General features: G+C 57.9%; 10 protein-coding genes and 1 pseudogene. 7 read left to right on the top strand and 4 right to left on the bottom strand.

The genetic code is table 11. From position 1 onward, the window contains the following. Positions 1–8 precede the first annotated feature (8 nt). On the top strand, positions 9–440 hold the full coding sequence (gene arsC / locus ACRDD5_RS06100) for a glutaredoxin-dependent arsenate reductase (protein WP_438676212.1): 432 nt from the start codon (positions 9–11) through the stop codon (positions 438–440). Between the two features lie 33 nt (positions 441–473). Here arsC and ACRDD5_RS06105 read toward each other — a convergent pair whose 3' ends face one another. Beyond that, on the bottom strand, positions 474–2,003 hold the full coding sequence (locus ACRDD5_RS06105; protein WP_438676213.1) for a DUF1593 domain-containing protein: 1,530 nt from the start codon (positions 2,001–2,003) through the stop codon (positions 474–476). Positions 2,004–2,379: 376 nt separating this feature from the next. Between ACRDD5_RS06105 and ACRDD5_RS06110 the strand changes: the two genes are divergently transcribed. Beyond that, on the top strand, positions 2,380–2,562 hold the full coding sequence (locus ACRDD5_RS06110; protein ID WP_271284269.1) for a general stress protein: 183 nt from the start codon (positions 2,380–2,382) through the stop codon (positions 2,560–2,562). A gap of 166 nt (positions 2,563–2,728) precedes the next feature. Here the strand turns inward: ACRDD5_RS06110 and cybB are convergent, their stop codons facing one another. Continuing rightward, a complete protein-coding gene (gene cybB / locus ACRDD5_RS06115) occupies positions 2,729–3,256 on the bottom strand; it encodes a cytochrome b561 (RefSeq protein ID WP_438676214.1) in 528 nt (175 codons plus the stop codon). Positions 3,257–3,442: 186 nt separating this feature from the next. Between cybB and gap the strand changes: the two genes are divergently transcribed. Next, complete coding sequence (gap, locus tag ACRDD5_RS06120; RefSeq protein WP_271284267.1) at positions 3,443–4,444, top strand: type I glyceraldehyde-3-phosphate dehydrogenase; 1,002 nt, start codon at positions 3,443–3,445, stop codon at positions 4,442–4,444. A gap of 104 nt (positions 4,445–4,548) precedes the next feature. Then, positions 4,549–5,475: an alpha/beta hydrolase gene (locus tag ACRDD5_RS06125; protein ID WP_438676215.1), complete on the top strand. Its 927-nt coding sequence runs from the start codon at positions 4,549–4,551 to the stop codon at positions 5,473–5,475. A gap of 59 nt (positions 5,476–5,534) precedes the next feature. Here ACRDD5_RS06125 and aldA read toward each other — a convergent pair whose 3' ends face one another. Beyond that, positions 5,535–6,974, bottom strand: a complete 1,440-nt coding sequence (gene aldA, locus ACRDD5_RS06130; protein WP_438676216.1) for an aldehyde dehydrogenase — start codon at positions 6,972–6,974, stop codon at positions 5,535–5,537. Between the two features lie 198 nt (positions 6,975–7,172). Then, positions 7,173–7,976 carry a YdcF family protein gene (locus tag ACRDD5_RS06135; RefSeq protein WP_438676221.1) on the bottom strand — a complete coding sequence of 268 codons (804 nt, stop codon included), beginning with the start codon at positions 7,974–7,976 and terminating at the stop codon, positions 7,173–7,175. Positions 7,977–8,164: 188 nt separating this feature from the next. Here ACRDD5_RS06135 and ACRDD5_RS06140 point away from each other — a divergent pair, with 188 nt between their 5' ends. The 3 genes and pseudogenes from ACRDD5_RS06140 to ACRDD5_RS06150 form a co-directional block, all read left to right on the top strand. Beyond that, positions 8,165–9,817: an MFS transporter gene (locus ACRDD5_RS06140; RefSeq protein WP_438676217.1), complete on the top strand. Its 1,653-nt coding sequence runs from the start codon at positions 8,165–8,167 to the stop codon at positions 9,815–9,817. A 44-nt stretch (positions 9,818–9,861) separates the two neighbouring features. Then, the gene (locus tag ACRDD5_RS06145) at positions 9,862–10,941 is read left to right on the top strand and encodes an HlyD family secretion protein (RefSeq protein WP_438676218.1); all 1,080 of its coding nucleotides are present in this window, start codon (positions 9,862–9,864) and stop codon (positions 10,939–10,941) included. Next, positions 10,938–11,340, top strand: a pseudogene (locus ACRDD5_RS06150) (efflux transporter outer membrane subunit); the annotation flags it as partial. The gene ACRDD5_RS06145 and the pseudogene ACRDD5_RS06150, both read left to right, overlap by 4 nt.

Here is an 11,340-nt window from a genome sequence, read left to right on the forward strand (position 1 = left end):
ATACTGATATGAGCAACATTACCATCTATCACAACCCGGCCTGTGGCACCTCGCGTAACACGCTGGAGATGATCCGTAACAGCGGCAATGAACCGACAATAATTTATTATCTCGATACGCCCCCGACCCACGATGAGCTTATAAAGCTTATTTCAGATATGGGCATTACGGTGCGTGCATTGCTACGTAAGAATGTTGAGCCTTATGAGCAACTGGGACTTGCTGAAGACACGTTTACCGATGAGCAACTGATAGAATTTATGCTGCAACATCCCATCCTGATTAACAGGCCAATTGTTGTCACACCTGCAGGAACCCGCCTGTGCAGACCTTCAGAGGTTGTACTGGAAATCATTCCGGAGCCACAGCAAGGTGCTTTCTCGAAGGAAGATGGTGAAAAGGTTATTGATGAAACAGGGAAGCGGGTGAAGTGTCGCTAATCCAGACCCTGAAAAGGGCCTGGATTATGCGCCTTATTTTACCGTAACAATCACCCGTCGATATGAGGTTAATGCCGGTTTGCCGTTGTCGGTGACGGCGAGGATCACGTGTTCGGTACCCGTCCGCAGCGCTTTGACGTCCGCGGTTTGCTTACCGTTTTCCCCCATCGCGAGCACGGCAGGTGCGGTGAGGTTATCTTCACCCCGGCGGCCCTGCACATCCTTAACCTCCACGGCGCTTGAGCTGGCGGCACCCGCTTCCGGGTAGAGGAACCAGTTATAGCTCAGCGTGTTGCCATCGGGATCTTTACTGCCCGCCGCGCTCAGCGAGAGTGCCTCACCCACGTTGGCGTCGAGGTAAATCACCCCCTGCCCGGCCTGGCCGTTTACGACGACCTGCGGATTGTGGTTGGCTTCGGCATACGGCTTGATGCTCCACTGCATACGCGCGGCAAAATCGTGCTGGAAGGCTTCGCGCCAGCGCCAGATGCTGGCCTGATTCGAGGTGTACTGCTTGCCGTCCACGCCGGTCACCGTATCGGCGGCATTCGGGTTGCCAGGATAGAAATCGCCGCCGCTGCTCCAGATTGGCCGCGTTTCATGCTGTGGCTGGCGCACGATATAGCGCCCGCCCCAGCCGCCCCAGCCCGGGTTGCGCTCGCTGTTCAGGCCGTTGCGGATCAGGCCAAGGAACGCAGGGGTATCGCCTTCCATGATAAACAGATACTGCAGGTAACCTTTGCCCATCGGGCCAAGGCCTCGGATATTTTCATCCAGCCAGAGCTGCGACACAGTGGTGAAATCGGCCCCTGGCGCATTGCGATAATACTTGTCGCCGCTGATCCCGGTCCAGGTGGCACGGGCATAATCCTCGCCGTTCTGGCTGGATGGATCGACAATATAGGTGATGTGCGGATAGTGCTCGCGCACCCAGAAACCGGCATCATCCTGGTCGGAAATTGCGTAAACCACCAGATTTTTGGTAAGCGCCTGCACCGCGTCTGCCGGGTGTTTTTTCGACAGATCCTGCAGGGCCTGCGCCAGCGTATTTGCCCCGCCCCACAGGTTGATGAACAGCGGATGCGCCGCGTCGGTGCTCTTCTCAATCGCTTTCACCAGCAAATCGGATCCAGCGGTATTTTTTCCGTCACCGGTTGCCGCCATCCCGTAGCTCGCCAGGCCCGGCGCAACGACCGCATTAAGCGCGGCAAGGGTCGGGAACCCGGCGGCATGTTTCAACAGATTTGGCTGAACGTCGCCGTAGTGACCGAGCACCAGCGCGATCATATCGGTATGCACTTTTTCCCGCTGCCAGGTTGAGGTGGTCGCCACCAGTCCTTCCACGTTCATCTCATTCGCATACAGCAAAAAGCGTGTCAGAGACATCTGATCGTCCGGCTCATTACCGATATCGGTCAGCACAAAGACGCGCGGTTTTTCCTGCGCGGGCAACACCTGATTTGCCATCTGCGTTATTGCCGTGTCGGCGTGTACCGTGCCAGCCAGCACCCCGGCCATCGCAAGAAGTACCCCTTGCGCAATGGTATGTAGACGTTGTTTCACTGCTTTCACCCTACCCTGTTCCTGCCAATGTCGGCGTTTTTTTTAACATAGTTAACTACGGAAACAAAGTAAAAGGATAAAGCGGGATTGTGTGATGCAGGTTTCATTTTCTGGCAAAAATGGCCGATCGCTGACGGCAGCGGTTAATCGCCCGAACGTGACTTGACAAATATAGTATTAGCGACAGGGTTTTCACCCATTCACTATATTTACGCCCCCCCTCAGAACAGTCTGGAAAATAACTAGCACGCGGGTAATAAAAAGAGCCAACAGGCTTATTGACGTTTTTATTGCACTGGCTACATTTATTTTTGCACGGACTAAAGGGATTAATTTCCCCGCAATAAATATCATCACCAAAAACGGGAGACATGTTATGGCAAAACATCGAGGTGGTTCTGGCAATTTCGCAGAAAACCGGGAGCGTGCAGCCGAAGCAGGACGCAAGGGCGGACAGCGCAGCGGTGGCAACTTTAAGAATGACCCGCAGCGCGCATCAGAGGCCGGAAAAAAAGGGGGGCATAATAGCCACGGCGGTGGGAAAAAGCCCGAAGAGTGAGTCGTGAAATAAAGCCCGAATCTGCGAGGTTAATATGTACGACAATATCCTTTCCTGAGGCTGAGTAGTTGATTTAAGAAAACGCATGAGTCGCGTGCGTAATAATTATCGTCCTGACGATAATCTATTCGCCCGGAGTATTTCTCCGGGCATTTCTCTCAGCGGTTTAACGCTTTTTCGGCATCATGCGCAGCAGGGTATTGTCTTTCCAGACGTAATGGTGAAGCAGCGCGGCCAAGGCGTGGATGCCGATAATAAAGTAGCCGAGGTTCGCCAGGGTGACGTGCCAGGCCTTCAGCATATCCACCAGGTCAAAATTCGACTCGGCGGCGTGCGGCATTCCCAGCCCGAAGGCAAACCAGGTGTTGCCCCGGTTATACATCATCACCAGGCCAATCAGCGGCAGCGCAATAAACAGCAGGTAGATCGCCAGGTGGCCGAGGTGGGATAAGCCGATGTACATCGGTTTCGGTTTTGGCACGATCGGCGGGGCCGGATACTTAAGCCGTACCAGCAGGCGCGCCACCATCAACACCAGAATCGCGATCCCGCAGGAAACGTGGATCATGTTAATCAGCGGGCGGTCGCTGCGTGGGAAAAAGCCGCGAAACTCCATGGCACAGTAGGCCACGATCACCAGCACGAAAACCAGCCAGTGGATACCGATTTGCAGGCCGGTGTATTTATTGCGCATAGTCATTCCTGAATGTAGAGCGTAGAAAAACTCAAAATAACCACCTTTAGTTAAAAATTCATTAAGTTTTGTCCATGCGTTTTCAAAAACTTCCCGCTAAATGAAGCATCGTCAATTGCCTCGTTGGGGTTGATGGTCTAATCCTGGAGGAGTTCAACGTCTCATACGTCCATTCAGGAGAACATCATGAGTAAGATTGGCATTAACGGTTTTGGCCGCATTGGCCGACTGGTACTTCGTCGATTACTGGAAACCCAGGACACGAACACCGTGGTGGCGATAAACGATTTAACGTCGCCGAAAGTGTTGGCCTACCTGTTAAAACACGACTCTAACTATGGCGTTTTCCCGTGGAGCGTGGACTTCACCGAAGATTCGCTGATCGTTGATGGCAAATCGATTGCGGTGTATGCCGAGAAAGAGGCCAAACATATCCCGTGGCAGGCCGCCGGGGTGGATCTGGTGGTGGAATGTACCGGGTTCTATACCTCACAGGAGAAATCGCAGGCCCATCTGGATGCCGGGGCGAAAAAAGTGCTGATCTCTGCCCCTGCCGGTGAGATGAAAACCATCGTCTTTAACGTCAACGACGACACGATCGATGCCAGCGATACCATTATCTCGGTCGCCTCCTGTACCACTAACTGTCTGGCACCGCTGGCCAAGGTGCTGCACGACGCCTTTGGCATCCGGGCGGGCACCATGACGACTATTCATGCCTATACCGGTACTCAGGCGCTGGTGGATGGCCCGCGCGGGAAGGATCTGCGCGCCTCGCGGGCGGCGGTGGAAAATATCATCCCCCACACCACCGGGGCGGCCAAAGCCATCGGGCTGGTGATCCCGGATCTGAACGGCAGGCTGAAGGGCCACGCCCAGCGCGTGCCGGTAAAAACCGGCTCGGTGACCGAGCTGGTGGCGATCCTGAACAAGAAAGTCACCGTGGATGAGATCCACGCGGCGCTGAAAAAGGCGACGGAGGGCAATGACTCCTTTGGCTATACCGAGGAGGAGATTGTCTCATCGGACGTTATTGGCTCGCAGTTTGGTTCGGTGTTCGATGCCACCCAGACCGAAGTCACCGACGCGGGCGACGTACAGCTGGTGAAAACGGTCGCCTGGTACGACAACGAATACGGCTTTGTCACCCAACTGGTGCGTACCTTAGATAAATTCGCTGCCCTGTAATTTCACCGCGGACAGCCCTGCTGTCCGCAACCTGTGAATTTGTTCCGGTTTTCATTTCGTTAACCCTGATATAACAAACGCTTTCCACAAGAGGGAGCGTTATCATGGAAGCATTGAGCCGCGACATTTTAGAACAGCAGATGGCGCAAGCCGTTGCCCGTTCAGCCACTTTCCCCATCTGGCCCACCCCTGAAGCGCCAGGCGCGCATTCCAGCGATGCCGTTTTTACCCCCGAGCCACGCCACAGCGGCACCTCCGCCTTCGATCGCGCCGTCACCGGCGTGCGGGCACCCGAGGTAACCGTCTATGCGCCGGACAGACCTAACGGTATCGGTATTCTGGTCGCCCCGGGCGGTTCGTACCGTCGCGTGGTGCTGGATAAAGAGGGTAGCGCGCTGGCGGCCTTCTTTAACCCGCGCGGCTATACCCTGTTTGTGATGACCTACCGCGCGCCGGGCGACGGTCATGAAGAAGGTGCCGACGCGCCGCTGGCCGACGTGCAGCGGGCGATGCGGGTCATCCGCGCCAGTGCGCAGGAGTGGAAGCTGGATCCGGCGCGTATCGGCGTGCTGGGCTTTTCCGCTGGCGGGCACGTGGCCGCCAGCCTCGGCACCCGTCACGATGAAGCGGTGTATGCCCCGCTGGACGCCGCCGACGAATTCTCCGCCCGTCCGGCGTTTATGGCGCTGGCGTATCCGGTGATCACCATGCACAGCGGGCCGCACCATCCTGGCTCACGCCACGAGCTGATGGGCGACACCCCAACTGACGCGCAGGTGCGGCACTATTCGCTGGAAGACAGAGCCACCCCCGACGCGCCGCCAACCTTCCTGCTGCACGCCATCGACGATCCGGCGGTGAAGGTGGAAAACAGCCTGATGATGTTCAGCGCCCTGCGCCGCCATGGCGTACCGGTCGAGATGCATCTGTTTGAGCGAGGCAAACACGGGTTTGGCATTCGGGATGCCCAGGGATTGCCGCTGGCGGTCTGGCCAGAGTTGAGGATGAACTGGATTGCGACCAAGGTGTAAGGTAAAAGCAAAACGGCAACCAGGTTGCCGTTTTGCTTATCTGCCAGAGACACTCAACATCAGGACTGCAAGTACACCACCTGGGTTTGCAGATATTCGTGCAACCCGTGTTTACCGTCTGCCCCGCCAATACCGGATTTACGCCAGCCCGCGTGGAAGCCCTGCATTGCTTCAAAGTTCTCGCGGTTAATGTAGGTTTCGCCGAACTTCAGTCCTTTAATCGCTTTCATCGCCACGTTCAGATCGCGGGTGTAAATGGAGGATGTCAGGCCATAGTCGCTGTCGTTGGCCATCTTCAGCGCCTCTTCCAGGGTGTCAAAGACCACCACCGGCAGCACCGGACCAAAGGTCTCTTCGTGCATGATCGCCATATCCTGGCGCACGTCGAGCAGCAGCGTCGGCGGATAGTAATAGCCTTTGCCCTCGACGGCTTTGCCGCCCAGCACCACTGTCGCCCCTTCCTGCACCGCGCGAGCCACCTTTTGCTCCACACGCTCCAGCGCCGCGGCGTTGATCAGCGGCCCCATCGCAATGTCGTTGCGCTCGGCCGGGTTACCAAACTGCACCGCTTTCATCGCTTCGCCCAGACGGTTGGCAAAACGGTCATAAATGCCTTTCTGCACATACACGCGCTCGGCGCAATTACACACTTGTCCGGTGTTGATCACGCGAGAGTCGACAATCGCCTTCACCGCCAGCTCCAGATCTGCATCGTCCATCACGATGGCCGGGGCTTTACCGCCCAGTTCCAGACACACTTTGGTGATATTTTTAGCCGCCGCGGCCATGATCTTCTCGCCCGCCCCCACGCTGCCGGTCATGCTGACCATCGCCACTTTCGGGTTGCCAGCCAGCTCCTGACCCACGGTTTCGCCGCGGCCCAGCACCAGGTTAAAGACCCCTTTCGGCAGACCGATGTCGTCGACAATTTTGGCAAACGCAATGGCATTGTTCGGCGTGAATTCGCTCGGTTTAATGACGATGGTATTGCCGGTAATCAGCGCGGGTGCCAGCTTGCGGGCAATCAGGAAGAACGGGAAGTTCCACGGCAGAATGCCGGTGGTGACGCCTAAAGCACGCTTAAACAGCAGAATGTTCTCGCCCGGACGGTCGCTCTGAAGAATTTCGCCTTCGTAGCGACGGGCCCACTCGGCCATGTAGTCAAGGTAGTCGGCGGTAAACGCCACTTCCACGTCGGCCAGCTGCTGAATTTTGCCGCCTTCGGCCACAATCAGGGCGCTGATCTCGCTGGCGCGTTCGCGAATGCCTGCCGAGATTTTACGTAACCAGCCCGCACGCTGGATAGCAGGCAGGGCCTCCCAGTCAGCCTGCGCACGGTCGGCTGCGTCAATGGCCTTGCGGGCATCTTCGGCGCTGCCATCGGGAATACGGGAAATGACCTCTTCGGTAGCCGGGTTGATCACATCAATCCAGGCTTCACCCTGCCAGGCGACAAACTGTCCATCGATATACATAGGATGTTGTACGGGTACTGTCATGACCTGCTCCTGTAATTAGACTGTTTTTAACACGTAAAATTATTGTTAAAAACTACAGTTTCAGATCCGCATTCCTACTCTATCGTGCTGTTTTTGTGAGATCTCTCATAAAAGAATCGGGTCAGCAGAACATTTTTATTACAACCCGACAACATAGCCTGCCCGTTTGCGCAAAAGCCAGCGCAAACGGGCAGCCGTTTACAGCAGAGAGCGACTGACCAGCGCTTCGGTGAGAATGGTGTCGTTGCGCAGCACCTGCCAGGCCGCCTCGACCTCTGCCGGGATGCTCACGTGCACGATAAAATCCCGCCCGGCCGGGCCGTAGCCATTGATGTCATCGCGCAGTCGCGGCAGTTCACCCAGCACCAGCGACAGGTAGCGCTCGACGGGCCACAGCCCCTCGCCACCGCCGCTGAACACCAGCCCGTCTTCGCTGTTTTGCAGCTGCGGCACAATCCCCGGCTGGCTTATCCACTCGGGCGCAGCAGGCGCGTCGCGGCACACCCGGGCGAAGGTCGCCATGGTGCGGCGCTGCATGGTCGGGTCCTGCACCACAATTACCCGCTTCGCAGGCAGCGGATGGTGCTGCATCAGCGACCAGCTAAAGCGCGCGTTCTCGCCGCAGTTGGTGGATTGATCCTCCACCAGCACCCGCTCCGGCGGAATGTGCCAGAATTCACGGCCGATCTCCGCCAGAATAGTGGCTTCGGCTTTACCGGTGGTGCGCACCCGGTTGTAGTGCGGATGGCGTGCAATAGCGGCATACAGGAACGTGGTTGAATGACCGATACCGCCGCTGATAAGCAAAGGTACGGCAAGCTCTGCCGCCAGACGGCAGGCGGTGTCGATGGTGGGGATCACCGCGTTGCCTGCCAGCACCACCCCTTCTGCCTGCGGTGCCGGTTGGGTGGGGTCGAAATCGGTTTCGGCAAGCCAGCTGCCGACGGTGTTTACCGCTGCCAGGGTTTTATCCGGCAAACATGGGAAGATTGCGAGTGTCATCATTACCTCCTTCCAACTATTACGTTCAGCGTAACGCGCGAGTCGCCGGTTAACAGAGGATCTCTCTGAAATTTACCGCATCACATTTGATTAACCCGGCGTTATCATATTCACTTGAAAAGTGATTTGAGTCAGACTTAGAATCATTAGCCCACTAACTATTCATTAATTTTATAGGTATCACGGTTATGCGTCTGCCTCAACGCGACCCCTATTCGCCTCGCGAGTGGCAGCCTCACGAAAAGCCGATGCTGTTAGGCTCCCCGTCCACGCCCTTGCACAGCACGCCCAAACGTATCGCCTATGGCGTGGTAGGCCTGCTGGTGTGCCTGACCGGCGCACTGGGCAATGCGATGGTGGCCGCCAACCTGCAGAATTTACAGGGCACGTTTGCCGCCTGGTCCACCGAGATCGCCTGGCTGCCTGCGGTGTACGTGATGACCAACGTGTCGATTAATCTGCTGTTGGTGAAGTTTCGCCAGCAGTTTGGCCTGCGCGCCTTCACCGAAGGCTTTCTGGTGCTGTACGTGCTGGTGACCTTTTTCCACCTGTTCGTCAACGATCTCAGCTCTGCCCTGATGGTGCGCGCCGCCCACGGGATGGTCGCCGCGGCCCTCAGCTCGCTGGGGATCTACTATCAGATCCAGGCCTGGCCCGCGAAACACCGCCTGAAAGCCCTTACCATCGGCATCACCGGCTCGTCGCTGGCGATCCCCATTGCGCGTCTGTTCTCCACCGAACTGCTGCAGCTGGATGAGTGGCGCGGATTGTACCTGTTTGAACTCGGGCTGGCGTTGATCTCGCTCGGCTGCGTGATCGCCCTCAAGCTACCTCCCGGCGATCGGCGCAAAGTGTTTGAGAAGAAAGATTTTATCACCTTTGTTCTGCTGGCGCCGGGCATGGCGATGCTGTGCGCTGTGCTGTCCCTCGGGCGGCTGGACTGGTGGTTTGAAGCGCCATGGATCGGCTGGTCACTGGCGATGTCGCTGGTGCTGATCGTCTCGGCGATTGTCTTCGAGCATAACCGCAGTAATCCGCTGCTGAACACCCGCTGGCTCTCCAGCGGCAGTATTTTGCGCCTCGGGTTGATCATGCTGCTGATCCGCATCGTGCTGGCGGAGCAGAACACCGGAGTGATTGGCTGGCTGACGCTGGTCGGCCTGCAGAATGAACAGATGACATCGCTGGCGTGGTCAATTTTTGCCGGGATCGCTTGCGGCATCGTCGCCAGCTGCCTGACCATAAAACCGACGCGCCTCGGCTGGCCGATTGTCACCTCACTGGTATTGATGATTATCGCCTCCCTGCTCGACAGCCAGTCCAGCAGCCTCACCCGCCCGGCCCAACTGATGGTGAGCCAGTTCCTGCTGGGGTTCGGCAGCGCCTTTTTCCTCGCCCCGGCGATGCTGGCCGGGATTGGCGGCGTGATTGCCGACCCGCGTAACCTGGTCAGCTTTTCGGTACTGTTTGGCATGAGCCAGAATATTGGCGGCCTGCTGGGTTCCGCCATTCTGGGCACCTTCCAGACCTGGCGCGAGAAGTACCACTCCAGCCTGCTGGCCGATCAGCTCAGCACACTCAATCCGCTGGTGAACGAGCGTTTGCAGGTCTATAGCCAGATGTACCGGAGCCTGATAGGCGACAGCGCCCTGCTGAATATCCAGACCACGCTCCAGCTGCAGACCGCCAGCACGCTGGAGGCAAATATTCTCGCTTACAACGATACTTATCTTCTGACGGCGGGCATTGCCAGCGTCACGCTGGTGTGGATTTTATGGCGCTTGCTGCGCCTGCGCATCACTGCCCATATGGCGCTGAAACGCGCCACCGGCAGCAAATAACGGTTTTATACAATAATGATTAACGTGTTTTCCCAGGAGTGGTTATGAGTCAGCAGGATGCCGCCAAAGAGCAGGCCAATACCCGTAACAATCTGCGCGTGGTGTCGATGTTCGCCGCCGCCGCGATCGGCATCGTTGGCGTGCTGGTGATCCTCTACGCCTGGCAACTGCCGCCGTTTACCCGTCACACCCAGTTCACCGATAACGCCTACGTGCGCGGCCAGACCACCTTTATCAGCCCGCAGGTCAACGGCTACATCACCAGGGTCAATGTCCAGGATTTTGAGCAGGTAAAACAAGGCGACCTGCTGCTGCAGATTGACGATCGCATCTACCGCCAGCGCGTGCACCAGGCCGAAGCGCAACTGGCGATGAAAATCGCCGCGCTGAATAACAACCTGCAGCAGCGTAAAAGCGCCGAAGCGGTGATTGCGCGTAACGATGCAGCGCTGAAAAATGCCCGTGCCCAGAGCATGAAAACCCAGGCCGATCTGAAGCGGGTGAAAGACCTGACCGCCGACGGGTCCCTGTCGATTCGTGAGCGGGATGCCGCCCTGGCGAGCGCCGCCCAGGGCAGCGCCGATATCGACCAGGCGAAAGCCACGCTGGAGATGTCGCGCCAGGACCTGCAAACCGCCATCGTCAATCGCGGCGCGCTTGAGGCGGACGTGGATAACGCCAGGGCCGCGCTCGAACTGGCGCAAATCGACCTGCAAAATACCCGCATCGTTGCCCCACGCGGCGGCCAGCTCGGACAGATTGCGGTACGTTTAGGCGCTTATGTGACCGCCGGAACCCATCTCACTACCCTGGTGCCGCCGCAGCACTGGGTGATCGCCAATATCAAAGAGACGCAGCTGGCAACGCTGCGGGTCGGCCAGCCGGTGACATTCACCGTTGATGCCCTGAACGACCGCGCCTATGAAGGCCGGGTGCAGAGCATTTCACCCGCGACCGGGGTGGAGTTCAGTGCCATCACGCCGGACAATGCCACGGGGAACTTCGTCAAGATTGCCCAGCGCATTCCGGTGCGCATCGAGGTGCTTGGCGAGCCGGACGCGTCTGCCCTGCTGCGCCCGGGCATGTCAGTGCAGGTCACTATTGATACCCGGGAGGAAAAATGATCCTCCGCCCGGTAGCCGCGTTAATGATTGCCCTGTCCCTTGCGGCCTGTCAGTCGGTGGATGTCGCCCCGGCGAAACCGACGCTGGCGATCCCCGCCAGCTGGCGCGCCAGCAGCGGCCCTGCCAGCCCGGCGGAACAGCAGTGGTGGCGCAGCTTTCACGACAGCCATCTCAACCGCTACGTTGACCAGGCGCTGGGCAATAACAGCGATGTGTTGATCGCCCGGGAGCGGATTAACGAATATCAGGCCCGGGTGTACGCCGCCGACGGCAGCCTGTTTCCGTCGCTGGATGGACAGGTGAGCGCCACCCGCGCCCGCTCTCAGTCTGCGGCGACCGGACTACCGGTGTACGGGGCACTGTACCGAGGCAGCCTGACCGCCAGCTATGACGTGGATA

This window comes from Silvania sp. (assembly GCF_051656365.1).
GTDB classification, from domain to species: Bacteria; Pseudomonadota; Gammaproteobacteria; order Enterobacterales; family Enterobacteriaceae; genus Enterobacter; species Enterobacter hatchlandensis.